This window comes from Rhizohabitans arisaemae (assembly GCF_025996515.1).
Classification (GTDB): domain Bacteria; phylum Actinomycetota; class Actinomycetes; order Streptosporangiales; family Streptosporangiaceae; genus Rhizohabitans; species Rhizohabitans arisaemae.
In genome coordinates this window covers 984,842-1,009,000 of record NZ_BLRH01000060.1, presented here as the reverse complement: position 1 = coordinate 1,009,000, position 24,159 = coordinate 984,842, and the positions used below count along the sequence as shown (strand labels likewise).

At 66.6% G+C, this 24,159-nt stretch carries 21 protein-coding genes; 11 read left to right on the top strand and 10 right to left on the bottom strand.

The genetic code is table 11. The features are described from left to right. Positions 1–11: 11 nt before the first annotated feature. The 4 genes from nuoL to RUR_RS33035 are packed head-to-tail and all read left to right on the top strand — an operon-like array spanning position 12 to position 5,970. A complete protein-coding gene (gene nuoL, locus RUR_RS33050; RefSeq protein WP_283139871.1) occupies positions 12–1,868 on the top strand; it encodes an NADH-quinone oxidoreductase subunit L in 1,857 nt (618 codons plus the stop codon). Next, complete coding sequence (locus RUR_RS33045; RefSeq protein ID WP_283139150.1) at positions 1,868–3,430, top strand: NADH-quinone oxidoreductase subunit M; 1,563 nt, start codon at positions 1,868–1,870, stop codon at positions 3,428–3,430. Before nuoL ends, RUR_RS33045 begins: the two co-directional genes overlap by 1 nt. After that, positions 3,427–4,965, top strand: a complete 1,539-nt coding sequence (gene nuoN, locus RUR_RS33040) for an NADH-quinone oxidoreductase subunit NuoN (protein WP_283139149.1) — start codon at positions 3,427–3,429, stop codon at positions 4,963–4,965. Before RUR_RS33045 ends, nuoN begins: the two co-directional genes overlap by 4 nt. Positions 4,966–4,974: 9 nt before the next feature. Continuing rightward, complete coding sequence (locus RUR_RS33035; protein ID WP_283139148.1) at positions 4,975–5,970, top strand: polyprenyl synthetase family protein; 996 nt, start codon at positions 4,975–4,977, stop codon at positions 5,968–5,970. A gap of 481 nt (positions 5,971–6,451) precedes the next feature. Here the strand turns inward: RUR_RS33035 and rarD are convergent, their stop codons facing one another. After that, complete coding sequence (gene rarD / locus RUR_RS33030; protein WP_283139147.1) at positions 6,452–7,381, bottom strand: EamA family transporter RarD; 930 nt, start codon at positions 7,379–7,381, stop codon at positions 6,452–6,454. 151 nt (positions 7,382–7,532) lie between these two features. Between rarD and msrA the strand changes: the two genes are divergently transcribed. Next, a complete protein-coding gene (gene msrA / locus RUR_RS33025; RefSeq protein ID WP_283139146.1) occupies positions 7,533–8,195 on the top strand; it encodes a peptide-methionine (S)-S-oxide reductase MsrA in 663 nt (220 codons plus the stop codon). Positions 8,196–8,268: 73 nt separating this feature from the next. Here the strand turns inward: msrA and RUR_RS33020 are convergent, their stop codons facing one another. Continuing rightward, positions 8,269–9,012, bottom strand: coding sequence for an SAM-dependent methyltransferase (locus RUR_RS33020; protein ID WP_283139145.1), 744 nt, complete (start codon positions 9,010–9,012; stop codon positions 8,269–8,271). 117 nt (positions 9,013–9,129) lie between these two features. Between RUR_RS33020 and RUR_RS33015 the strand changes: the two genes are divergently transcribed. Continuing rightward, the gene (locus RUR_RS33015; RefSeq protein WP_283139144.1) at positions 9,130–9,750 is read left to right on the top strand and encodes a hypothetical protein; all 621 of its coding nucleotides are present in this window, start codon (positions 9,130–9,132) and stop codon (positions 9,748–9,750) included. 57 nt (positions 9,751–9,807) lie between these two features. On the opposite strand, the gene RUR_RS33010 is transcribed toward RUR_RS33015, so the two are convergent. Next, positions 9,808–10,671: an alpha/beta fold hydrolase gene (locus RUR_RS33010; protein ID WP_283139143.1), complete on the bottom strand. Its 864-nt coding sequence runs from the start codon at positions 10,669–10,671 to the stop codon at positions 9,808–9,810. Between the two features lie 77 nt (positions 10,672–10,748). Between RUR_RS33010 and RUR_RS33005 the strand changes: the two genes are divergently transcribed. Next, on the top strand, positions 10,749–11,231 hold the full coding sequence (locus RUR_RS33005; protein WP_283139870.1) for a MarR family winged helix-turn-helix transcriptional regulator: 483 nt from the start codon (positions 10,749–10,751) through the stop codon (positions 11,229–11,231). 166 nt (positions 11,232–11,397) lie between these two features. Continuing rightward, the gene (locus RUR_RS33000; protein WP_283139142.1) at positions 11,398–11,868 is read left to right on the top strand and encodes a hypothetical protein; all 471 of its coding nucleotides are present in this window, start codon (positions 11,398–11,400) and stop codon (positions 11,866–11,868) included. 634 nt (positions 11,869–12,502) lie between these two features. Here RUR_RS33000 and katG read toward each other — a convergent pair. From katG to RUR_RS32965, 7 genes are all read right to left on the bottom strand, one after another. Beyond that, complete coding sequence (gene katG, locus RUR_RS32995) at positions 12,503–14,734, bottom strand: catalase/peroxidase HPI (protein WP_283139141.1); 2,232 nt, start codon at positions 14,732–14,734, stop codon at positions 12,503–12,505. Then, on the bottom strand, positions 14,727–15,173 hold the full coding sequence (locus RUR_RS32990) for a Fur family transcriptional regulator (protein ID WP_283139140.1): 447 nt from the start codon (positions 15,171–15,173) through the stop codon (positions 14,727–14,729). The genes katG and RUR_RS32990 overlap by 8 nt, the downstream gene beginning before the upstream one ends. Positions 15,174–16,962: 1,789 nt before the next feature. Then, the gene (locus RUR_RS32985; RefSeq protein WP_283139139.1) at positions 16,963–17,319 is read right to left on the bottom strand and encodes a DoxX family protein; all 357 of its coding nucleotides are present in this window, start codon (positions 17,317–17,319) and stop codon (positions 16,963–16,965) included. A gap of 84 nt (positions 17,320–17,403) precedes the next feature. After that, positions 17,404–18,261, bottom strand: coding sequence for an RNA polymerase sigma factor SigJ (sigJ, locus tag RUR_RS32980; RefSeq protein ID WP_283139138.1), 858 nt, complete (start codon positions 18,259–18,261; stop codon positions 17,404–17,406). Positions 18,262–18,266: 5 nt separating this feature from the next. After that, a complete protein-coding gene (locus RUR_RS32975) occupies positions 18,267–19,652 on the bottom strand; it encodes a glycosyltransferase family 39 protein (protein WP_283139869.1) in 1,386 nt (461 codons plus the stop codon). A 670-nt stretch (positions 19,653–20,322) separates the two neighbouring features. Beyond that, positions 20,323–21,387: a CU044_5270 family protein gene (locus RUR_RS32970; protein ID WP_283139137.1), complete on the bottom strand. Its 1,065-nt coding sequence runs from the start codon at positions 21,385–21,387 to the stop codon at positions 20,323–20,325. Beyond that, positions 21,380–21,955, bottom strand: coding sequence for an RNA polymerase sigma factor (locus tag RUR_RS32965; protein WP_283139136.1), 576 nt, complete (start codon positions 21,953–21,955; stop codon positions 21,380–21,382). Before RUR_RS32965 ends, RUR_RS32970 begins: the two co-directional genes overlap by 8 nt. A 176-nt stretch (positions 21,956–22,131) precedes the next feature. Between RUR_RS32965 and RUR_RS32960 the strand changes: the two genes are divergently transcribed. Genes RUR_RS32960 through RUR_RS32950 form a run of 3 tightly spaced genes read left to right on the top strand, consistent with a single transcriptional unit; the run spans position 22,132 to position 23,991 of the window. Next, complete coding sequence (locus RUR_RS32960; RefSeq protein ID WP_283139135.1) at positions 22,132–22,659, top strand: GNAT family N-acetyltransferase; 528 nt, start codon at positions 22,132–22,134, stop codon at positions 22,657–22,659. Positions 22,660–22,705: 46 nt separating this feature from the next. Continuing rightward, positions 22,706–23,590, top strand: coding sequence for an EamA family transporter (locus RUR_RS32955; RefSeq protein WP_283139134.1), 885 nt, complete (start codon positions 22,706–22,708; stop codon positions 23,588–23,590). Between the two features lie 44 nt (positions 23,591–23,634). Next, the gene (locus tag RUR_RS32950; protein WP_283139133.1) at positions 23,635–23,991 is read left to right on the top strand and encodes a hypothetical protein; all 357 of its coding nucleotides are present in this window, start codon (positions 23,635–23,637) and stop codon (positions 23,989–23,991) included. Positions 23,992–24,159: the final 168 nt, after the last annotated feature.

Sequence of the window (24,159 nt, the reverse complement as noted above, 5' to 3'; positions counted from 1 at the left end):
TCTCCTGGCTGATGATCGCTCTGCCGCTCGCCGGTGCGGCCATCCTGCTACTGGGCGGACGCCGTACCGACCGCTGGGGTCATCTCCTCGGCGTCGCGATGTCGCTCGCCTCGTTCGTGGTCGCGGTCCTGACGTTCGTCGCGCTGCTCGGCCGGGACCCGGCCCAGCGCCGGCTGGACATCGCCCTGTTCGACTTCATCCCCGCGGGTTCGCTGGACGTCAAGATGGGTCTGCTGATCGACCCGCTCTCGATCTCCTTCGCGCTGCTGATCACCGGTGTGGGCACGCTCATCCACATCTACTCGATCGGCTACATGTCGCACGATTCCGATCGCCGGCGGTTCTTCAGCTACCTCAACCTGTTCGTCGCCGCGATGCTCCTGCTGGTGCTGGCCGACAACTACGTGGGCCTCTACATCGGCTGGGAAGGCGTCGGTCTCGCCTCCTACCTGCTGATCGGGTTCTGGCAGTTCAAGCCGTCGGCGGCCGTCGCGGCCAAGAAGGCGTTCATCATCAACCGGGTCGGCGACGTCGGCCTGGCGATCGGCATCTTCACGCTCTTCGCCACCTTCGGCACCGTGGGCTTCAAGCCGATCTTCGAGAACGTGGGCGGAGCCTCCGCCGGCGTGATGACCGCGGTCGGCCTCCTGCTCCTGCTCGGCGCGGTCGGCAAGTCCGCCCAGCTCCCGCTGCAGGCCTGGCTCTTGGACGCGATGGAGGGCCCGACCCCGGTCTCGGCCCTCATCCACGCGGCGACCATGGTCACCGCGGGCGTCTACCTGATCACCCGGTCCAGCCCGATCTTCGAGGCCGCGCCGACCGCCCAGCTCGTCGTGACGATCGTCGGAGCGGCGACGCTCCTGTTCGGTGCGATCATCGGTTGTGCCAAGGACGACATCAAGAAGGGCCTCGCCGGGTCCACGATGTCGCAGATCGGGTACATGTTCCTGGCGGCGGGGCTCGGCGGGGCGGTCGGCTACGTCGCCGCCATCGCCCACCTGCTGACGCACGGCTTCTTCAAGGCCGGCCTGTTCCTCGGCGCCGGCTCGGTCATGCACGCCATGAACGACGAGGTCGACATGCGCAGGTACGGCGGGCTGCGCAAGATCATGCCGATTACGTTCGGCACGTTCATGCTCGGCTACCTGGCGATCATCGGGATCCCGCCCTTCGCGGGCTGGTTCACCAAGGACTCGATCATCGAGGCCGCCGTGCAGAAGCACTGGATCCTCGGTGCCGCGGCGATCCTGGGCGCGGCGCTCACCGCTTTCTACATGTCCCGAATGGTCTTCATGACCTTCTTCGGGGAGAAGCGCTGGGAGCCGGACACCCACCCGCACGAGTCCCCCGCCAACATGACCGGGCCGATGATCCTGCTCGCGATCGGTTCGGTGTTCGGCGGTGCCTTCCTCGTGCTGGGCGACCGGTTCATGACCTTCCTCGCCCCGGTCATCGGCGCGCCCGGTCCGGAGTACCACGGTTTCCAGCCGCTCGCTCCGCCGGGGATCATCACGTTCGTGCTGGTCCTGGCCGGTATCGGGATCGCCTGGACGATGTACGGCAAGCGCCCGGTCCCCGTGGTGGCACCGCGTGGCTCGTTCGCCACCGTCGCCGCCCGGCGGGACCTGTTCGGCGACGCGCTGAACGAGGCGCTGTTCATGCGGCCCGGCCAATGGCTCACCCGGGTCTCGGTCTGGTTTGACAACCGAGGGGTGGACGGCTTGGTCAACGGCCTCGCGGCGACGATCGGCGGAACGTCGGGCCGGCTCCGGCGGGTACAGACCGGCTTCGCCCGCTCGTACGCAATGTTTGTGTTCGTCGGTGCGGTCCTCGTGACCGGCGCCCTGCTCCTGGTAGGGACCCTGTGATGCCTTGGCTCTCGATCCTGATGGGCGTGCCGGTACTGGGCGCCGTCGGCGTGGCGCTGATCCCCAAGGGGCGTGAACAGCTCGCCAAGCAGCTCACCCTGCTGGTGTCGCTGATCGTCTTGGCGCTGACCGTCGCCATGGCGGTTCAGTTCAACCCGTCGGGCGACCGGTTCCAGTTCGCCGAGAAGTACAGCTGGATCCCCAGCTTCGGGGTGAGCTTCGGCGTCGCGGTCGACGGGATCGCGCTCGTCCTCATCGTGCTCTCCGCCATCCTCGTGCCGATCGTCGTGCTCGCCTCGTGGCGGGAGGCCGACCAGGCCGGGACGGTGCCGGAGTCCGGTGCGGCGGCGCCGAAGCCGAAGCGGTCCGCCAAGACCTACTTCGCCCTGCTGCTCGTCCTCGAGGCGATGATGATCGGTGTCTTCGCGGCCACCGACGTCTTCCTCTTCTATGTGTTCTTCGAAGCGATGCTCATCCCGATGTACTTCATGATCGGGTCGTACGGCGGTCCGCAGCGGTCCTACGCGGCGGTCAAGTTCCTGCTGTACTCGCTCTTCGGCGGCCTGCTCATGCTGGTGGCCGTCATCGCGCTCTATGTGGTCGCCGACAAGAACACCTTCATGTTCCCCGAGCTCATCGGGGCGATCCAGGACCCGAACGTCCAGAAGTGGCTGTTCCTCGGATTCTTCATCGCGTTCGCGGTGAAGGCCCCGCTGTGGCCGTTCCACACCTGGCTGCCCGACGCCGCGGCCCAGGCGCCCACCGGCGCCGCCGTCCTGCTCGTGGGTGTGCTGGACAAGGTCGGGACCTACGGAATGCTCCGGTTCTGCCTGGAGCTCTTCCCGGACGCGTCGAAGTACTTCGCCCCGCTCGTGATCACCCTCGCGGTGATCGGGATCATCTACGGGGCGATCGTCGCGATCGGCCAGAGCGACATCAAGCGGCTCATCGCCTACACCTCGATCTCGCACTTCGGGTTCATCACCCTCGGGGTGTTCGCGATGACCCGGGACGCGGGCGCGGGGGCGACCCTCTACATGGTCAACCACGGGTTCTCCACCGCGGCGCTCTTCCTCATCGCCGGGTTCCTCATCTACCGGCGGGGATCGCAGCGCATCGACGACTTCGGCGGCGTGCAGAAGATCGCTCCGGTGCTCGCGGGCGCCTTCCTGATCGCGGGTCTGTCCGGTCTGGCGCTGCCCGGCCTGTCGACCTTCGTCTCGGAGTTCCTCGTGCTCATCGGGACCTATGAGCGCTACATCGTCCCGGCGGTGATCGCGGCGCTCGGCATGGTCCTGGCGGCGATCTACATCCTCTGGATGTACCAGCGGATGATGAACGGGCCCACCGCCGAGTCGGTGCGGAACATGCCCGACCTCAACGGCCGGGAGAAGTGGGTGCTCGCCCCGGTCATCGCGGTGATCATCGTGCTGGGCTTCTATCCCAAGCCGGTGCTCGACGTGATCAACCCGGCGGTCCACCACACGCTGCAGAGCGTCTCGGTGACCGAGCCGCAGCCGGCCGTACCGGCCAGCGCCGACAAGAAGGGGGCAGGCCAGTGATCTCGGCGCCCACGATTGAGTACCTGGAGATCGCGCCGCTTCTGCTGGTGTTCGGCGCGGCCATCATCGGCGTGCTGGTCGAGGCGTTCGCCCCGCGTCACCTGCGCTCGGCGTTCCACATCCCGCTGACCCTGCTCGCCATCGCCGGCGCGTTCGTCCTCACCGTGCTGCTCGCGGTGGACAAGACCAGGACCGTGGCGGTCATGGGGGCGCTCGCCATCGACGGCACCACGCTCTTCCTCTGGGGGACGATCCTGGTCCTCGCCTTCATCAGCGTGCTGCTGATGAACGACGAGGGGCAGTTCGTCGCCCAGGCGGCCGCGGTGCCGGGCAGCGCCGAGGAGCAGGAGGCCGTCCTGGAGGGACAGGCGCAGACCGAGGTCTACCCCCTCGCGCTCTTCGCCATCGGCGGCATGCTGATCTTCCCCGCCTCCAACGACCTCCTCATGCTCTTCGTGGCCCTGGAGGTCATGTCGCTCCCGCTGTACCTGCTGTGCGGGCTCGCCCGCCGTCGCCGCCTGCTCTCGCAGGAGGCCGCGGTGAAGTACTTCCTGCTCGGCGCGTTCTCCTCGGGATTCCTCCTGTACGGCATCGCGATGCTGTACGGCTACGCGGGCTCGCTCGACCTGGCGAAGATCAGCGCCGCTCTCGGCACCGTCAGCGGAATGGACCCGCTGCTCGTCCTGGGTACGGCCCTGCTCGGGGTCGGCATGCTCTTCAAGATCGGTGCGGCGCCGTTCCAGGCGTGGAAGCCCGACGTCTACCAGGGCGCGCCCACCCCGGTGACCGCGCTGATGGCCTCGGGCACGCTGGTCGCGGCGTTCGGCGCGCTCCTGCGGGTCTTCTGGGTCGCCCTCGGCAACCTGGACTGGGACTGGAGCCCGATCCTGTGGGGGGTCGCCATCCTCACCATGGTGATCGGCGTCATCCTGGCTATCACCCAGACCGACATCAAGCGGATGCTCGCCTACTCCTCGATCGCGCACGCGGGTTTCCTGCTCACCGCGTTCGTGGCCACCGGGGGTCCGGAGCAGAACCGGGTCGCGCTCTCCTCGATCCTGTTCTACCTGGCGGCGTACGGTGTCACCACGGTCGGCGCGTTCGCGGTCGTCACAATGGTCAGGGACACCGGTGGCGAAGCCGGGCACCTGTCCCGCTGGGCGGGGCTCGGCAAGAGGTCGCCGATTCTGGCCGGGGTGTTCGCGTTCTTCCTTCTGGCATTCGCCGGAATCCCGCTTACTTCCGGATTTCTCGGGAAATATGCTGTTTTCCAGGCGGCTGTTGCCGGAGGGGCGACTCCTCTGGTGATCGTGGGTGTCGTGACGTCGGCGATCGCGGCGTTCTTCTACGCTCGTGTCATCGTGTTGATGTTCTTCAGCGAGCCGGCGGCCGACGGGCCGGTCATCGCGGCGCCCACGGTGGGCACCGCGCTGGTCGTGGCCCTCGCCGCCACGGTCACCGTGGTCCTCGGGGTGCTGCCCCAGCCGATGCTGGACCTCGCCGGGGCCGCCGCCCGCTCGCTGTTCGTTTACTAAAGGAGTCTGATGGGTTCCCCGCCGGTTGTGGACCTCCCGTTCGTCGACGAACAGGTGGCCACCGCCCTGTCCACCGGGTTGGAGGCGGTCGAATCCCGACTCCGTGAAGCGGTCGTGAGTGAGGACGCCTTCATCACGGAGGCGTCCCAGCACCTCATGCCGGGAGGCAAGCGGTTCCGGGCCACGCTGGTGCTGCTCGCGGCCCAGTTCGGCGCCGCCGACGCCCCCGGTGTGGTGCCGGGGGCCGTGGTGGTCGAGCTGACCCACCTCGCCACCCTCTACCACGACGACGTGATGGACGGGGCACTCGTCCGGCGGGGCACGCCCTCCGTCAACGCCAGGTGGAGCAACACCCTGGCCATCCTCGTCGGCGACTACCTGTTCGCCCGGGCTTCCCGGGTCCTCGCCGACCTCGGCGAGGAAGCCATTCAGATCCAGTCGGAGACCTTCTCCCGGCTGGTCCGCGGCCAGATCAAGGAGACCATCGGACCGGCGGACGGGGACGATCCGATCGAGCACTACCTCCAGGTGCTCGCCGACAAGACCGGATCCCTCATCGCCACCTCCGGGCAGTTCGGGGCCATGCTCTCCGGCGCCCCCGCCGACGTGGTGAACAGGATCACCCGGGCCTGCGAGGCGATCGGGGTGGCATGGCAGCTCTCCGACGACATCCTCGACATCGCCTCCTCCTCGGTCGAATCCGGGAAAACCCCTGGTACCGACCTGAAGGAGGGCATCCGTACCCTTCCGGTCCTGCATGTGCTCGCCTCCACCGACCCCGGTGACGACAAGCTCAGGGACCTGCTCAGCGGAGACCTCACCGACGACGGCCTGCACGCCGAGGCGCTCGCCCTGCTCAGGGCCAACCCGGCGATGGACCGTGCCCGGGCCGAGCTGCAGTCCTGGGCCGACCGCGCCCAGGCCGACATCTCCGGCCTGCCGGACATCCCCGCCAAGGCAGCCTTCGAAGCTCTCTGCGGCTACGTGGTCAGCCGTACCGGCTGACCGTTCCATCCTTGACCGTCCCGTCCGGCGACCACGCTGTCGCCGTACGGGATGCAGTCGTTTTCCGGCCGTTGGGCCGACGCCCGATCAGGGACGTGTACAGACCCGCCTCCGGCCTTCCGCGAGGGTCAGATCACACCCCGCAGTTGAACCGGTCACACCATGCGCCGAACCCACAGATGATCGTTGTGGTGTGCGCACCCCATGGGGTGCAGTCAGCGCAACGATCACCTGGTGAACGGGCTGCGCCGGCTTGGTGTTGGTGGAGTCCCGGGGCCCGCGTGTCTGTGGCCGTGCGTTGTTCGCATGATCGTTGTGGTGTGTGCCCCCTTGGGGGTGCGGATAGCGCAACGATCACCTGGTCTGGGTTGCCGGGCGGGTGGGAGCCTGGTTCGGCGTGGACACCGACCACAGTGACCAGGCTGTCGCCGTACGGGACCGGGGGTGGAGTGGGCCGCGTGCCGCCGTACGGGATGCCGGGTCAGACCCGCTCGGGTTCGGGGAGCGGAGGAGTGCTTTCGAGGGTCCTGGCCTTGGCTTTGGCGGTTTCGCGGAGACCGTCCCAGGTGAAGATCATGAGTGCGACCCAGACGATGGCGAAACCGATCCAGCGGCTCGGCGGCATCGCCTCGCGGGCGATGAACACCCCGGCGAGGAACTGCAGGACGGGCGCGATGTACTGAAGCAGGCCGATCGTGGTGAGCGGCACACGGAGGGCCGCCGAGGTGAACAGGATGAGCGGGATGGCCGTGACGATCCCGGATGCCACGATCAGAGTCGTGTGAGCGGCCCCGTGGTCTCCGAAGGTCGACGCGCCCTGGCCGTAGAGGAAGGCGATGTATCCGAGCGCGGGGATGACCAGGAAGAGCGTCTCGACCGCGAGGCTTTCGGCGGCGCCGACTTGGGCCACCTTCTTGACCAAGCCGTAGGTGCCGAAGGTCGCCGCGAGGATCAGGGCGATCCATGGCGGTCTGCCGTAGTCCACCGTCAGCACCAGTACGGCGACGGCACCGAGGCCGACCGCCGCCCACTGCCACGGACGCAGCCGCTCACGGAAGACCACCACACCGAAGAGGATGCTGACCAGCGGGTTGATGAAGTACCCGAGGGAGCTTTCCACGACTCTGTCGGTGTTGACACCGTAGATGTAGACGCCCCAGTTGACGGAGATGATGAGGGCGGCCAGTGCGAGCAGGCCGATGGTGCGCGGTCGGCTGAGGAGTTCGCGCACCCAGGACCAGTGTCGGCGTAGGGCCAGAATGGCGATGACCACCAGGAGGGACCAGGCGATCCGATGGGCCAGGATCTCCACGGCGCCGGAGGGCTTTAGAAGCGGCCAGTAGAGCGGGAAGAGCCCCCACATGCCGTATGCGGCGGCGCCGTACAGCACCCCCCGCTGGGACTCACGCATCGTTCACTTTCATAGGATGATTCTGCGTCTTCAGCATGTTTCACGACAAATTAGATCTAGTCTTGAGATTTATTAAGGAATACTAAACAGTCCGGCGGGGTTGTCGCCCTACGCTGGGGCGTCTGCCACAGTGGGGCGTGGAGGTGGCACCATGGGCTGGCTGTTTGGACGTGACAAGACCCGAATGATCTCTGCGGAGGAGGCACTCCCCGGACGGGATGAGAGCATCCCCGTGCCCGCACGGCACGCCGTCCTGGACGCCCCTCTTGCCCCACCGTACCCGGACGGGACAGAGATAGCCGACTTCGGGCTCGGCTGTTTCTGGGGGGCTGAGCGCATCTTCTGGCGGACCAAGGGCGTGGTCTCCACCCTCGTCGGATATGCCGGTGGATACACCCCTAACCCCTCATATGAAGAAGTGTGCAGCGGGCGGACGGGCCACACCGAGGTCGTCCGGGTCGTCTACGACCCCGCGCAGGTTTCGTACGGCGAGCTGCTCCGCGTCTTCTGGGAGGCACACGACCCCACCCAGGGCATGCGCCAGGGCAACGACGTCGGCACCCAGTACCGTTCCGCGATCTACACCCACTCCCCGGAACAGCAGGAGCAGGCCCTCGCGTCAAGGGACTCCTACCAGAAGGTCCTCAACGACGCCGGCTACGGCGACATCACCACAGAGATCGCCAAAGCGGGTGAATTCTATGCAGCTGAGGACTATCACCAGCAATATCTGCACAAAGTGCCCAACGGCTACTGCGGCATCGGCGGTACGGGCGTGAGCTGCCCCGTCGGCCTCACCACCGGCGAAGCCTGATCCACATCCGGCTGTGTCGAAGCCCGGTTAGGGGGTCACTGCGCCTGCACTCGGAATATGGCAGCGGCACTGGTCAGCCTCTCCGTTGGAGGAGGAGGGTGACGAAGCCCAGGATTCCCCGGTAGCCGTGCAGCCACATGGCGCGGTGCTCCAAGGCGGCCGCGCGGGCTGTTTCGGCGTCCGGGCCGGGGTTCTCGTTGGCCCAGCGCAGCAGGGTCCCCGTCCAGGACCATTCGTAGTCGTCCCATTCGGATAGGTCACTGGTGTACGCATAGACCGTGTCGAAGCCGGCGGACTCGGCGACGGCGACGGTACCCGCCAGATCGAGGTACTCCGAGGGCTCGGTGCCCAGCCGGGTGAGCGCCTCCGGCGTCGGCTCCCGCTCCCAGAAACCCTCGCCGATGAGCGCCAGCCCATTCGGCCGCAGGTAGCGCCGTACGCGTTCGACGGTGGGGCGCAGACCGCCGAACGCGTGCGTCGCCCCGACGCAGACCACCAGGTCGTATCGCTCGGCCACCGGGAAATCCTCGGCCGACCTCTTGTGCAGCCGAATGCGCTCCCAGACGCCCTGGATCTCCGCGTGCCCCTCGGCCGTGTTGAGCGCGTCGGCGGAGATGTCGACGCCGTCGGCGGTCGCGTCCTCGTACAGCGCGAGCGCACGCAGCGTCCAGGATGCCTCGCCGCAGCCCAGATCCAGGATTCTCGCCCCTTCCGGTAGCCGGGCCCGGCGCAGCAGCCGGGTGACCTGTGCGCCGGAGACGGGTGCGGCGATGGGATGGTCTCGATGAGCGAGATGGCTGATGAACTGGCGTTCCATGGAATCAATCAGTACATGTTTTAGATCCCCAACGGCTACTGCGGCCTCGGCGTCGCGTGTCCGATTGGAGCCGTCCATGTCCGGTAGGGACCGGGAAGAGCGCATATCGTTACGATCATGCTTCCTGCGTACCGTCGAATCCATCTCCGGCTGATGGCGGAGGCCCCACCCGAGAACAGCGGTGCCATCGCTGCCGAGCTGGTGCGCGTGCTTGGTGAATATGGCGAGGTGACGGTCACAGAGGACGGCCCCTACTGGAAGATACCGGAGCATCTTGAGTTCAACGCGGAGTTGATTCCGAGAGGCGGTACCGCCGAGTGCTTCGACGATCTGAGTAAGGGGAGCGGCTGGACGGGCACGGGCGACGACGGCCGTGTCTGGAACCGGGCGGAAGAGGATTTCCTGCATCCCGCTCTGCGCTGGGCCTCGCTCGACGCGCTGGAGGCGCCGTTCCCGCCGCGATTCAACGCGGATGACCTGGTTATCATTCGAGACTGTCAGACGGCTCGGGATGGAAAACTGGTCGGAGTGGAGGCGACCGTGGTCGGCTTCTCGCCCCCGTCGCCCGATGTATGGGAGTACCTGGTGCTTCCGGTCGGCCGAGAGCTTGTCGAGGACTTCGCAGAGCACGAGTTGGCGCCCACCGGGCGTCGTACGGAGGCCGCCGGCGAACCGATGCGGATCAGCGTCGGCCGGGACGGCGAGATCACCGGCGTTTCCCAGCCGCCGACTCGCTGACAGCCGTCCCTCCGGAAGCGGCGGCTTCGTGTCATCGGCTCTCGGCGTGGAAGCCTCTCACATCCCCGTCCTGGTGAGAAAGCCGACGATGCGGGTGTTGAGATCGGCGGCCTCGTGCCATGGCATCGCGTGGTGGGAGAGGGGCAGCACCGCGGTCTCCGCGTGTGGCAGGAGGCGCCGGACGGCGGATGCGACACGGTGATGGGCGTGGGTCCTGCCGCGCCCGGCGAGGAGCACCAGGGTCGGTGTCGTGAATGCGCGCAGCTGGTCCGGCTTTGGCCGCTTCCCGATCACATACTTCACGTCGGGAAACCGCACAGTCAGGTCGTACAGCCGTAGCCAGGTGGGGTCGAATTCCAGGCCGCCGGTCTCCCAGGCCAGGAAGGCCCGCGAGCGAGAGGCGGTCGGCTTGATGAGGGCCGGTAGCGCGTGTGCCAGGTAGTTCACCCGGAAGCCGCCGAAACAGTGCGACGGGTCGAGGAGAACGAGTTGCCTGACCCGCCCCGGTGCGTGGAGGCCGTAGGTCAGGGAGAGCCACCCGCCGTAGGAGTGCCCGCATATGGCGGTGCTCTCGATCCCGAGCCCGTCGAGCACCCCGTCCAGCCAGCCGAGCAGGTCGGGGACCGTACGAGGAGGACGCTCACCCCGGATGCTCCGCCCCGGCTCGCCGATGCGGTCCACGGCGTACACCCGATGCCGGCGCGCGAGCTCGCCGACGTTGGCGAACCAGATCGTCGCGGTGGTGCCACCGCCGTTCAACAGGATCAGCGGCGGGCCGTCCACGGGCCCGCACGCGTTCACCCGCGTCACGCCGTACGCCGACGGCAGGTCGATCGGCTCGACCTGGACCGGCCAGCGCTCCAGCACCGCGTCATAGGCGGCGAGAAAGGCCGTGCTCGCGCCATGGCCGTTGTCGGACATGCCTCACCTCGACAATTGGCTCGCCCAGCGAGAATCTCGATGAGCAAGATATTGTCATAATAGGTGCGGCAGTGAGGATGCGGAAGGTGGCCGACGACGTGCACGACCAGGACGCCGGAATGCGGGTGGTGCATCTGCTGCGCGCCATCACCGTGGAACTCGACCAGCTTGGGGCGAGGTTCGCCGCCCGGCACGCTCTCCACCCGACCGACGTGCGCGCGCTCATCTGCCTCCTGGACGCCGCTCGTACGGGCGAGCCCGCCACCCCGGGAACGTTGGGAGCGCGCCTCGGTCTCAACTCCGCCGGCACCACGGCGCTGGTCGACCGTCTGGAGAAACTCGGTCATGTACGCCGGGAACGCGACAGCCGAGACCGCCGACGCGTGCTGCTTAACGTGGATGAGAGCGCCGTCACCCTCGGATGGAGCTTCTTCGGCCCGCTCATCCACGAGGTCGTCGCCGTCATGGGACGGTTCGACGCCGCGGACCAGGCGACCATCGAGCGTTTCCTGACAGACGTACACGAGACTGTCACCCAGCAGCGAACCTGCCAGGAGTAGTAACCGTTGCTGAGCACAATGCCGATCAAGTGAGTCCGCTTACCTTCGTTCTTGCCCAAGCAGCCGAAGGGGATCCTGTAGCGCAGCCTCACGGTGAGCTGACGACTTGGCAGGACGGCGCGTCGACATCTTCTGCTCAGAACGTATTCTGACTTATGCTGGTGGAGTGAGCATTAGCCATGCGGACGCTGTCACCTTCTCTGATTTGTCCAGGAATCCCCGAGCTGTCGCCGAACGAGCAGCGCGTCTGGGGCGAGTACGCGTTACGCATCGCGATGCCCCGGACTTCTACCTGACTGCGGCAGATCGCGAGGAGGAGCGCGACCGAACTTTGGCGACGGCGTCCCGCCTGTTCCTCGCCTTGATCAAACATGATCCGACCGCGCATGCCCTGGTCATAGCCATGCCGGAGGTTTTCCCCTGGGTGCGCCACCTTTCTCCGGCCGAGCTACGTGCTTTCACGCTCGAGCTGGTCGAGGCGCTCTCCGACGCCGCAGAGTTGGACGTCGATGCCACCAGCCAAGAGGTCATTGCAGGCTGGCGGGCAACTGCACGGATCAAGGCCGATCCCGCACAGTACGCTGAGGCCCGCAAACCGACGAGTGGTGACTTCGGCCCGGTAGAGGTCTCGGTATGAGCCCGAAGCGTGGAAATCGGGTTACAGTGCCACCGCTGGATAGCGAGTGGGACGTTCGGTTTGGCACCAGCGACGCGGTCAGGGGCTGGGAAGAGTTATGCCGGCATGCCCTGGCCAATACGCGCCATACTGCGTGCTGATCCCCGCTCACGCGGCAAGCCACGACCGTCAACATCGCCTCCGCGGAGATCTTGCCGTTCATCGCCACAACGGAAAGGACCTTGAGCAATGGGAGTTCGAGGTCACCAGCGGTGGACGTGTCCGCTACGCCATTGACGACATCACCCGCACCGTATGGGTTGTCCATGCATCGCCGCGACACCCGAAGGACACAGAGTAGACGGTGAGAACGGCGATTCGAAGGTGATCATCACGCTGGTGCCCAAGCCTGCGGGATCCCTCTCCAAACCGCTTTCGCAAACTCGAACCCGAGGTTCCTTCACTACGACTCAAGAGCGGAATCGACCTGAGGCCGTACGACCGGCAGGTGATGTCTGAAGCGAAGTGTCACTTGGGGCGGACACGGCGGCTGGGTATCGTCACGCGGGATGTCGGCCACGTCGGGACCTGTAGACGGTGAACGTCCGGGTCGGCCCATGTGGGGTCGACCCGGACGTTCACTATCGGGCCAGGGCTATCGGCTGAGGTCGAACCGGTCGAGGTTCATGACCTTGGTCCAGGCCGCGACGAAGTCGGTGACGAACTTCTGCTTGGCGTCGTCGCTCGCGTAGACCTCGGCGAGCGCGCGCAGCTCGGAGTTCGATCCGAAGACGAGGTCGGCCCGGCTGCCGGTCCACTTGACCTCGCCGGTGGCGTCGTCGCGTCCCTCGAAGGTATTCGCGTCCGCCGACGTCGCCGTCCACGTCGTGCCCAGGTCGAGCAGGTTGACGTAGAAGTCGTTGGTCAGCGACCCCGGGGTGGCGGTGAAGACGCCGATCGGCGACTGCTGGTGGTTCGCGCCGAGGACGCGGAGGCCACCGACGAGGACCGTCAGCTCGGGCGCGCTAAGGGTCAGCAGGTTCGCCCGGTCGATCAAGAGGTACTCGGCCGGCAGCCGGACGCCCTTCCCGAGGTAGTTGCGGAAGCCGTCGGCGACCGGTTCGAGCGCCGCGAACGACTCGACGTCGGTCTGCTCCTGCGACGCGTCGGCGCGGCCGGGCGTGAAGGGGACCTCCACGTCGAAGCCGGCGTTCTTGGCGGCCTGCTCGACGCCCGCACCTCCGGCGAGCACGATCAGGTCGGCGAGGGAGACCTGCTTGCCGTCCGTCTGGGCGGCGTTGAAGGCCTCCTGGATCCCCCGCAGGGTGCGCAGCACCGTCGCAAGCTGGTCGGGGTCGTTGACCTCCCACCCGCTCTGCGGCTCCAGGCGGATACGCGCGCCGTTGGCGCCGCCCCGCTTGTCGCTGCCGCGGAAGGATGAGGCCGACGCCCACGCGGCGGACACCAGCTGGGACACCGACAGGCCGGAAGCGAGAACCTTGCTCTTCAGCGCCTTGACGTCCTCGGCGTCGACGAGCTCGTGCGTCACCGCGGGGATGGGGTCCTGCCACAGGAGCGTTTCGGCCGGGACCTCAGGGCCAAGGTACCGGGCGATCGGGCCCATGTCGCGGTGGGTCAGCTTGAACCAAGCCCGGGCGAAGGCGTCCGCGAGCTCCTCGGGGTGGTCGAGCCAGCGCCGGGTGATCTGCTCGTAGACCGGGTCCACGCGGAGCGAGAGGTCGGTCGTGAGCATCGTCGGGGCGTGGCTCTTCGCCGAGTCGTGGGCGTCGGGTACGGTGCCCGTGCCGGCGCCGTCCTTCGGCCGCCACTGGTTCGCGCCCGCGGGGCTCTTGAACAGCTCCCACTCGTAGCCGTACAGGATCTCCAGGAAGCTGTTGTCCCAGGTGATCGGGGTGTTCGTCCAGATCCCCTCAAGACCGCTGGTGATCGTGTCGCCACCCTTGCCGGTACCGAAGGTGCTCTTCCAGCCAAGGCCCTGCTGCTCGATCGGAGAGCCCTCGGGCTCGGCGCCGACGTGGTCCGCGGGGCCGGCGCCGTGGGTCTTGCCGAAGGTGTGACCACCCACGATCAGGGCGGCCGTCTCCTCGTCGTTCATCGCCATCCGGCGGAACGTCTCACGGATGTCGCGGGCCGCGGCGAGCGGGTCCGGGTTGCCGTTCGGGCCCTCCGGGTTGACGTAGATGAGCCCCATCTGTACCGCACCGAGCGGGCTCTCCAGCTCCCGGTCACCGGTGTAGCGCTCGTCGCCGAGCCAGGTGCTTTCTGGACCCCAGTAGACGTCCTCGTCGGGCTCCCAGACGTCCGCGCGACCGCCGGCGAAGCCGAAGGTCTCAAAGCCCATCGACTCCAGGGCGACGTTGCCGGTGAGGATCATGAGGTCGGCCCAGGAGAGCTTCTGGCCGTACTTCTTCTTGACCGGCCAGAGCAGGCGGCGGGCTTTGTCGAGGTTTCCGTTGTCCGGCCAGCTGTTGAGCGGCGCGAAGCGCTGCTGACCGGCCCCGCCACCGCCGCGGCCGTCGCTGATCCGGTACGTGCCCGCGCTGTGCCAGGCCATCCGGATCATGAACGGGCCGTAGTGGCCGAAGTCGGCGGGCCACCAGTCCTGCGAGGTCGTCAGCACCTCCGCGATGTCCCGCTTCACGGCGGCGAGGTCGAGGGTCTTGAACGCCTCGGCGTAGTCGAACTCCTCACCGAGGGGGTTGGCCACGGCGGGGTTCTTGGCAAGAATCTTCAGGTTGAGCCGCTCAGGCCACCACTGGCGGTTTCCGCCACCCTGAGTCGGGTGCGGGGCCCGTCCGTGCGCGACCGGGCAGCCGCCGCCCTCGGTCTTCGCACCTTCGACTATTGGATCATGTTTCTCAGACATGGGAATCCTTCCGAGTGGTGGAACAATTGGGGCATAAGCCCCAATAGATGACCTCGGCCTCATCGATCGAGAAGCCCCGGTCGTCGGACGCGGTCAGACAGGGCGCCTCGCCGACCGCACAGTCGACATCGGTGACGACACCGCACGATCGGCAGACGAGATGGTGATGGTTGTCCCCGACGCGGCCTTCGAACAGGGCCGGGCTGCCGGGAGGCTCGATGCGACGGATGAGCCCCACCGCGGTAAGCGCGTGCAGGGCCTCATATACGGCTTGAAGCGAGATATGACCTACGCGATCGCGTACTCCCGAGGCGATCGCCTCGACGCCGAGGTGGTCACCGTTGCGGACGGTCTCGAGCAGCGCGACGCGGGCAGCCGTCACCCGCAGTCCCACACTGCGCAGGTCGTCGGCGGTGGTCGGAGCCTGGGGTCCGGTCATTGCCCCAACCTACCCGCCTAAACACGAACCATGCAAAATAACGACTTGTCCAAGTTTATTGCGATGTGGGCTGGTCGGCCGGGCATGGGCTTGGGGTTTGCCCTGGTCAGGGGTTCCGATGGCGGTGCGTACGGCGGAGCGAGGGACGGAGGCGTCGTTGGCCGACCTCGTCGCCGCTCGTTTCGACGTGTTCACTTCAGGAGTGGTACGGGGCAAGCCGGCGAAGTCGCCGACCGAGAAGGCCGGACTGTTCGGGGGCTTGAGTGGCTGGGGCAGGCACAGGCCGTACCGGAGTCGGTCGGCGAACTCGTAGGCCGAGGTTCCAGTAGGCGGATGACGCCATGTCTCAACGGTCCCGCCGCTATCACGGATCAGCGGCGGCCCTCACGTCACCTGTTCGCCCCTGCCTGGCTCACCGAGCTTCTATGGAGTCGTCGATGACCTGGACCGTTGGGTCGCTCTCGGTTCGTTCGGGCGCATGGCTCACGCCTCAGTCGTATGTCACCTCATCGCGACTGTTCGACGGCAACTCATCAAAACTGTGAAGTACAACCCTTGCCGAGCTCTTGATTTGTGATCCACCCCTGTCAGAATGGCGTACATAACCAGTCAAGTTCATAGTTGGGAAGCGGGAAACAGGTGGTGTTAAGGAGGGTTTCCTGCTGAAGGGAGCATGAAGTGACTACGCGGCGAGTGCGTCTCACGGTGCTGGCGACGTTCATAGCCGGCTTGCTCACGGTATTCAGTGGAATAGCCAATGCGGAAGCCAGTCAAGGATACGCCGTCAGGGATGAGGGGCCATTCATCACACAACCCGGCTGTGAATCCTTTAGAGCCTGGATCCACAACCCGCCGAAGTACATCGCCGAGGATCCCTGCTTCCAGCGTGTTGGCGGCCCTCGCCATGGTTACTGGTACTTCCGCTTGGTGTACTCCATCGATTCGGAATCCTAGAAACCGATCCCACATTCCCGTCGCGCGGCAGCGTAGGGCGTGCCCTGGTAGAGAGCTTCAAATCTGCGCGTGTCATGCGTTCTCATCATCGATGTGGGCGCCTTGATTCTTGACTAAACATCTGAAATACGGAAAGACTCCCCCGAAGGGAATACCAAGTGACTGCACGAAAATTGCGTCTAGCGGTACTGGCAACCCTTATGGTCAGCATGTTCACGGTAAGCAGCGGCATCGCGAACGCGGACGCCGCCTGGACTTACAGATCGAGGGTTGTGGGACCATACAGCACCTTCGCGGCATGTGACTGGGACAGGTACTGGCTGCACTATCCGCCAGAAAGTTCCACCGGCTCCTGCTATCAGGACACAGGTGGCTGGTACTTCGTCAACATATATTCCATCGATTAGAATTCGCCGATCAGGTCGGCTGCGATGCTACGGAACATCGAGTTTCGTCAATGTCTTGCGTATTAGGCTTGCGAGTTGCTGGTTGAGCCAGCCTCCCAGCTGAAGGGCGGGTGAAATGGATAGACAGCGAGTACGTCTGGCGCTACTGGCGGCAAGCATGATCGGATTTCTCGCGGTATCCGGTGGTGTCGCCAATGCGGCATCCGGTCCCATCTATGCAACCAGGTATGAAGGGCCATTCGCCACGCAGGCAGCCTGTGAATCCTATCGGGCTTGGATTCACGATCCGCCGTGGTACATCGCTCAGCACCCCTGCTGGCAGCGGACTGGCGGTGCCGACCACGGCAAGTGGTTCTTCACCCTGCTGTACGACATCAGATAAGCAGCCGGGTTTCAAACTCGACTTCATCATGGTGCGTTACCCCGGCTCACCAGAGGCCGTGATAGGTGAGGTTCACCGCCAAGGTGGCCACTGCCAGGGAGAAGAACACGGACCAGAAGCGGAAATCGTAGTCACGGGCTCGTAGGTGGGCACCGAACGCGCCAAGGAAGTACAGCACCAGGCCGGCGGCGGCCAGCGTGCCCAGCAACGGGACGACAAGCCCGACGAGCAGCCCCAGCGAGCCGGCCGCCAGCAGCGCACCCAGGAAGGGGAGCCAGGACCAAGGCACGCGCATCTTCTTCGCCTGGGCCTTGGGGGTCGGGTGGCCGGTCAAGTTGGCGAAGGCGACCCAGCCGTTGGCGGCCGAAGCGAGGACGGTGACCACGAGATAGACGGCGAACACGAAGATTTCCTTGTCTCTGTGAGGTTGTCCGCCTCACGGACGGGACAGGGCTCCAAAGAGTGACGGATCCTCCTGTGGTATGGGTCACATCTCGACGCCGGTCAGTTTCTCCGGGTTGCTGACCACGTGCACCGTCTCGATCGCTCCGTCCAGCAGATGCAATGTGATCGCCAGCACCGGGCTGCGTCCCGAGTAGACGACGATCCCCGGGCCGCCGTTGACCTGGAGTACCTGCGCGTGTGAGCCGTCGGGTCTGCGCTTGGAGAGAATGACGATCGCGCGGGCCACGTACTCGTACCCGTGAATCGGCTTGCGGGGCGCGCCGGTGATACCACCGCCGTCGCTCACCATCGTCACGTCCGGCGCCAACACCTCCATCAGGGACTTCAGGTCGCCGCCGAGACAGGCGGCCAGGAACCGTTCGGTGACCTGCCGTTTGGTCGCCTCATCGGTGTCGTAGCGGCGACGGCGGGCCTCGACCGCCTTCTTGGCGCGGTGCGCGACCTGCCGTACCGAGGCGTGGTTGCGCCCGAGCAGGCGCGCTGTCTCCAGATGGCTGTAGCCGAAGGCCTCACTCAGCACGAACACCGCGCGTTCCATGGGTGACAGCGTCTCCAGCACGAACAGCATCGCGGTCGACACCGAATCGGCGAGCACCGCGCTCTCGGCGACATCCGGGCCGGTGAGCAGCGGCTCCGGCAGCCACGGGCCGACGTAGTGCTCTCGCCGTACCTGCGCGCTGCGAAGCCGGTCGATCGCCAGCCGGGTGGCCACCCGGACCAGGTAGCCTTCCGCGTCCACGACCGTCGCCACGTCGACGCGGCTCCAGCGCAGCCAGGCGTCCTGCACCACGTCCTCGGCTTCGGTGACACTGCCCAGCACCCGGTACGCCACCGCGTGCAGCAGTCCGCGATGTTCGGAGAACGTCCGCTCGGCCGACACGGGTTTCAGCGTTGGGGGGTGGGGAGGCGGTCGTAGCGGGAGAGTTGGCGGGTGCCGAAGGACCAGTGGGCGGTTTGGCGGAAGCGGGGGTCGTTGTGGAGTTCGAGGGCGTTGCCGTAGCTCTTCTTGTTCTGCACCAGCCAGATGCGGGTGAGGCCGGTGAGCGCCTGGCGGAGGCGGTCGGGGGGGAGTTCGCCGAAGAAGGTGTCGGCGTGGAGGGTGCGGGTGTCGAGCCCCGCGACGGAGTCGGGGTAGGGCAGGACCGACATCCAGTTGCCGGCGGGCACGTAGAGGACGGCGTCGCCGGGGCGGGCGTGGTCGCGGAGGGCGTGGGCGAGGGCGCGTAGATCGTCGGGTCTGGTGCCGGGTTCTCTGATGACGGCGTGGGCGGGGCCCACGAATCCGGCGATCAGTGCGAGCAGGACCACCGGCACCAGGTAGGCCGGTGCGCGGCGGGTGACCCAGGTGACGGTACGGGTGACTCCGGCTCCGGCGGCGAGCGCCAGCGCGCCCACGCAGTACAGGACGTAGCGCGGGTAGAAGATCGGCTGCACGGTGAGGGAGATGGCGACCATCAGGCCGATCGGGAGCACCAGCCAGGGAAGGGCGACGGTGCGGACCGTCGGGGTGAGCGGCACGCACAGTCCGATGACGGCGAGTGCCAGGACCGTCCAGATCACCACGGGGTTTCCGCCGAAGACCAGCCAGCGCAGGTGCCGGATCGTGCCGAGGTCGGGCCGGGGAAGCCAGGAGATCAAGCCGACCTGACTCCGGGCGGCCAGGGCGAGCGGGGCTGCGAGCGCACAGGCGGTGCCGGCCGCGAGGAACCAGCGGGACCAGACTCCCTCCTGGCGCCGCCGGAGCAGGACGGCCGCATGGGCGGGCAGGATGAACAGGGCGTAGAGGTGCAACCAGGACGCCACTCCCAGCATGAGCGCGTAACCCGCCCATGGCCGTACCCGCTTCGGATCCTGCTCGACGGTGACCACGAGCAGGTAGGTGGCACCGATGACCAAGGCGGTGACCAGGGCGTACTGGCGGGCCTCCTGGGCGTAGCGGCTGACCATGGGGAGCAGGGCGTAGATGAGGCCGGCGCACAGGCCTGTGGTGGTGGAGTCGATTCTGCGGCCGAGGGCGGCCAGGATTCCGGCGGTCGCCGCGGTGGCGATCACCGAGGGCAGCCGGGTGACGATCTCGCCGGTGCCGCCGAGCCAGATGACGCATTTCAGCAGGACGTAGTAGAAGGCGTGCGCCAGATCCATGTGCTGCAGGATCGTCGGCAGGTCCGACCAGGGGCGGCCGGCGATCGAGACGGACACCCCTTCGTCGGCCCAGTAGGACACGGCGTCTATCCGCCACAGGCCGAGGGCCAGGGCCACCGCGGCCGGCATCAGCACGATCAGCGTGGAAGCGCGAGGCGCCCGGATTCTCAACGTTCCCCCGAGTCATACGGGCGCACGGGCGGCCGGCGTCTTCTCACCCCACGAGACGACGTCGCTCGTTGTCGTGACCTATCGGAAAGATCACAAGCACCCCTTTAGGTAAGGATACTGACGTTGCTTGACATGAATCGGCTGAACTCTGTGAGTGGCATATTCATGTCGTGGAAGCCTCGCGATCTGAATTCGGTCCCAATGACGGTCTGGCTGTCAAAGTCGGCGTTGCCCCGCACATCGCGAGTATCGGTGAGCGAGCAGCGGTGAGTAGCCCGCCCGCGAAGTGCGTCCTGAAGCGCTACGTGACGATGCTGCAGCACTTTTCCACGCTGTGAAGTCCACCACTGAGTACGACGAATCCGGAGGCTGCTTCAGAACCAACGAAATATGGGCCTGAGCTGCGGTAAGGCGGTGTCTCGTGGTGGATCTGCCGAGGGGTACATGGTGAATCTGCCGCAATGGTCGTGGTGGATCTGCCGCGTGATCCATGGTGGATTCGCCGGTTCACACGGGGCCGTGGAAGAAAGAAGAGAAGCAGGAGAGGCGGTCACCTGATGGGGAAGGTGACCGCCTCTGGGAGGTCTCGGCCTGAGGAGGGTGCGGGACTCAGGTCGAGATCAGGGTGTCAGCAGGGGAGCTTGATCTTCGAGGCGTTCTCGGCGACCTTGGGCAGGGAGTCGGCGAGGCTGACCTTGATGACGGCGGAGCCGTTCTTGGCGCCCTTGGGGACGGTGAAGGTCTGCTCTTTGCCGTCAGGCTTCCGTTGGCTGTGCTGCACGTCCTTCCCGTGTACATACTGCTCTCCGAGGTAGCGGTAGGTCTGCTTGTCGAAGACGAGCTGGGATTTGACGCCCCTGTCGTCGACCATGCCGAGGGCGAAGCCCGGCCGCCCGGCGGCGTCTGTGGCGTTCGCGTCGACCTCGATGCCGTCGATCTCTTGGGCGAGCTGGAGGAGGGCGGCGGTCAGCTTGGGGTTGAGTACGGCTTGGTTGACGAGCGTCTGGATGGCACCCCAGTACCGGAGTCTCTTGGGTATCGCGGTGTACTTCGCCCCCTCCGCCTGGACCTTGGCTCGCAGTGCGTTCAATTCGGTCGGCCAGTCCGCGAGCTTCCCGGCTTGGGCGCTGTCGTCTACGGGCTTGGTGCAGGTGGGAATGTGCAGCGTGTCGTGGGTTCCGCCGCGCTCGGCGGGGACGGCCAGCCCCGGTAGCTCGATCTTGGGGGTTGTCTCGCGGACCAGGGACGGCTTTCTTCCGGTCACCGGGGTCCAGCGTTCCTCCGTGGCGTCCACCTGCTTGCCGCCCTTCGGCGACTGCCAGTAGGAGGTGGTGCGGAGCTCGGTGTGGAGGTACTGGTCCGGACGGGGGTTGAGCGTGTCGTTCAGCGCGGTCTGCGCGGCCATCTTCAGGATCTGCTGGGCGTTGGCAGGCGGAGCGGCGAGGATGCCGCCGATGCCCCCCTGATCGGCCGATCCTCCCATCCCGACCTGGACGACGATGACTCCGCCGACCATCGCCGCGGCGAGGCCGCCGGCCAGGCCCAGCCGCAGGCCGTACCGGCGCAGAGGGGAGGTCCGCCGCTTCGACGCGTGTGTCTGCCGGAGCAGCAGGGCCCGGGAGCCGGAAAGCTCCTTGGCGGACGCTTCCGGGATATCCGACCAAAGCGTCTTCAGCTCGGTCATGTCATTCATCGTCGTTCTCCTTGAGGGCGTCGAGGCCCAGTGAGCGCCGGACTTTGGTCCGGGCCCGGTTGAGCCGGGATCGCACGGTGCCGAGCGGGATGCCCAGAGCCCCCGCGACCTCTTCGTAGGTGAGTTCGGCCCAGGCCACGAGCAGCAGCACGTCCCGGTCGCCCTGTTTGAGGCCGGCGAGCGCGGTGACGAGTGGCTTGTTCACGGCCAGGGTGGTGAGGTTGTCCTCGACCAGGCCGCCGGTGATCTCGGCGGGGTGGACGCCGCTGCGCACGTACGCGCGGTAGCGGGCGATCTCGCGGCGGCGGCGTTTGCCGATCACGTTGGAGGCGATGCCGTACAGCCAGGGCCGGGCGTCGGTGTGGTCGAGGTGGTATTTGTGTCGGTGCTGGAACGCCGAGAGGAATGTCTCGGACACCACGTCTTCGGCTGAGTCGGGGCCGAGTCGGCGGGCCGCGTACCGGTGGAGCTGCGGTGCGTGCCGGTCGAAGATCTCCGCGAAGGTCTCAGGCTCCTGCCACGACCGCCGGATCAGGTCCGTGTCGGTGTCTTCAACGATCGTGGGCATAGGTTGTTCGCTCCTTCATGCGGTGCCTTCCGAAGCGTTTGGCGGGGATGTCGGACACCGGGTAATTACCGCTGCGCCCGGGATTGGTTCACGGCAGGAGATATTCCGTTGAGTGGTTTCAGGCCGTCTGATACGACTTACCAGGATCTGGCGGCAAAGGGATGGACGGTGGAGCTGTGCTAACCGGTGACCTGGTACGACTCCGGACGCTGGGTCCGGCGGACTATGCGACCCGGTGGCGCTGGGACAACGATCCCGAGGTGATGCGCTGGCTGGACGACGGTCACCCCGAACCCTTCGCGGAAGCGGTCGCCCGTTTTGAGAGGCAAGACCCGAACTCCTACGCGAACGTGAGCTTCGGGATCGAGCCCCGCGAGGAAGAGCGGCTGATCGGTTTCGTCCGGCTGCGCGACGCCGAGCCGGAGACGGGCAACGCCGAACTCGACATCTATCTCGGCGAGCGCGACGTCTGGGGGCGCGGCTACGCGACGGACGCGATGCGGGTGATCTGCCGATACGGCTTCGACAAGATGCGCCTGCACCGGATCACGCTCTGGGTGGCCGCAGGAAACGCCGCAGCCCGCCGCGTCTACGAGAAGGTCGGTTTCGTCGAGGAAGGCCGGGCTCGGGAGGCCTTCCGGCGCGACGGACGATGGTACGACTCGATCCTGATGGGGCTGCTGGAGTCCGATTTCATCCGCTGACCGCGTCAGCCGTCCGACCCGACAAAAGACCCGATAAGAGTAGACAGTGCAAGAAGTTTCCTCCCCGGCCCCGGCCCGTCCCGGCGCTCAGCCGATGTTCATCATCGGGGCTGCGGCGCTGTGGGGTACGGCGGGTACGGTCGGGGCTTTCGCCCCGGATTCCGCGACTCCGTTGTCGATCGCCGCGGCCCGGCTGGTCATCGGCGGGCTGCTGCTGGCGTTTCTGGCCGGCGGCACGATCGCCGCGACTCGGGCCGCGCCGTTGCCGATGATCAGTACGGCGATCGCGGCGGCGGCCTACCAGGCCTGCTTCTTCTGGTCGGTGAGCCGGACCGGGGTGGCGGTCGGCACCGTGGTGGCGCTGGGCAGCGGACCGGTTTTCACCGGTCTCATCACCTGGTTCGCCGACCGGCGGCGGCCGAGCGGCCGGTGGCTGGCGGCGACGTCGGCCGCCGTACTCGGCTGTGTGGTGCTGACCCTCGGCGGCGCGGTGGGGGAGGTGGATCCGGCGGGGGTGCTGATCGCGCTGCTCGCCGGCTTGGTCTACGCGTTCTACGCGGTGGTGGCCGCCCACATGATCGCCAAGGGTGTCCCGTCGAGCACGATGATGGGGGTGATGTTCGGCGGCGCCGGGGTGGTGATGCTCCCGGTGCTGGCGCTCAGCGATCTGAGCTGGCTCGGCGAGCCGAGCGGGCTGGCGGTCGCCGGCTACCTGGGCTGCGCCACGACGGCGCTCGCCTGTTTCCTGTACGGCCGGGGACTGCGTTCCACCCCGGTGGCCACCGCGTCCACGCTCACCCTGGCCGAGCCGGGGGTCGCGGCCGTGCTCGGGGTGGCGGTGCTGGGTGAGCGGCTCGGCGCGGTCTCCTGGGCCGGGATGGCGTTGCTCGGCGTGAGTCTGGCGCTGCTCGCCGTACGAAGATCGACATAGGGGAGGGTTGCACTGAACCGGGGAGTGTCGTCACAATCGCGGCCATGCACGGCGACCCAGTGCCGGATACCTATGTATATGTGACTGAAGAGGGCGTCGCCCGGCATTATGCCGACGGCAGCGTGGACGCTTTGGCGTGGGAGGACGTCGTCGAGGTCCGGGTGCAGGCCGCCGAGGACTCCGGGCCGGATGTCCTGGTGGTGCTGCTCGACCGAGACGGGCAGGTCTGCGTGGTGCCGCAGTCGGCGACGGATGCGTCGTTCTTCACCCGGTTGCGCTATCTCCCGGAGTTCGATCCGGATCGGCTGGCCGCGGTGGTCGCGGACGCCGACGACATCCAGACCGTCGTCTGGCGGAGCCCGGAGCCGCCCTCGCCGCGGATGGGCCGGGACTTCGACTGAGGCGTAGGGCAGAACTCTGGAACGGTCAAGAGGGTTGCCGAAATCAGGACAGTCCTCATGTGGACATCGTCTCTCTCTGTTTCGGGTCGTAACAGGATGTACCATCCCAGAAGAAATTGGTCGCCTCGTGTCAACCACTGGAGGCGGTGGGGAGTCGGTTAACTGTTG

Excerpts from the sequence above, each read along its gene's own strand:
- RUR_RS32975 (WP_283139869.1), bottom strand. The coding sequence starts at position 19,652 with ATGCCGGCCGCGGTGGCCCTGGCCCTCGGCCTGTGGCGGATAGACGCC.
- RUR_RS33015 (WP_283139144.1), top strand. The coding sequence starts at position 9,130 with ATGCTTCCTGCGTACCGTCGAATCCATCTCCGGCTGATGGCGGAGGCC.
- rarD (WP_283139147.1), bottom strand. The coding sequence starts at position 7,381 with ATGCGTGAGTCCCAGCGGGGGGTGCTGTACGGCGCCGCCGCATACGGC.
- nuoL (WP_283139871.1), top strand. The coding sequence starts at position 12 with ATGATCGCTCTGCCGCTCGCCGGTGCGGCCATCCTGCTACTGGGCGGA.
- RUR_RS32990 (WP_283139140.1), bottom strand. The coding sequence starts at position 15,173 with ATGACCGGACCCCAGGCTCCGACCACCGCCGACGACCTGCGCAGTGTG.
- RUR_RS33035 (WP_283139148.1), top strand. The coding sequence starts at position 4,975 with ATGGGTTCCCCGCCGGTTGTGGACCTCCCGTTCGTCGACGAACAGGTG.
- msrA (WP_283139146.1), top strand. The coding sequence starts at position 7,533 with ATGGGCTGGCTGTTTGGACGTGACAAGACCCGAATGATCTCTGCGGAG.
- RUR_RS32965 (WP_283139136.1), bottom strand. The coding sequence starts at position 21,955 with ATGCCCACGATCGTTGAAGACACCGACACGGACCTGATCCGGCGGTCG.
- RUR_RS33020 (WP_283139145.1), bottom strand. The coding sequence starts at position 9,012 with ATGGAACGCCAGTTCATCAGCCATCTCGCTCATCGAGACCATCCCATC.
- RUR_RS32950 (WP_283139133.1), top strand. The coding sequence starts at position 23,635 with ATGCACGGCGACCCAGTGCCGGATACCTATGTATATGTGACTGAAGAG.
- RUR_RS32970 (WP_283139137.1), bottom strand. The coding sequence starts at position 21,387 with ATGAATGACATGACCGAGCTGAAGACGCTTTGGTCGGATATCCCGGAA.
- RUR_RS33045 (WP_283139150.1), top strand. The coding sequence starts at position 1,868 with ATGCCTTGGCTCTCGATCCTGATGGGCGTGCCGGTACTGGGCGCCGTC.
- RUR_RS33010 (WP_283139143.1), bottom strand. The coding sequence starts at position 10,671 with ATGTCCGACAACGGCCATGGCGCGAGCACGGCCTTTCTCGCCGCCTAT.
- katG (WP_283139141.1), bottom strand. The coding sequence starts at position 14,734 with ATGTCTGAGAAACATGATCCAATAGTCGAAGGTGCGAAGACCGAGGGC.
- RUR_RS33005 (WP_283139870.1), top strand. The coding sequence starts at position 10,749 with ATGCGGAAGGTGGCCGACGACGTGCACGACCAGGACGCCGGAATGCGG.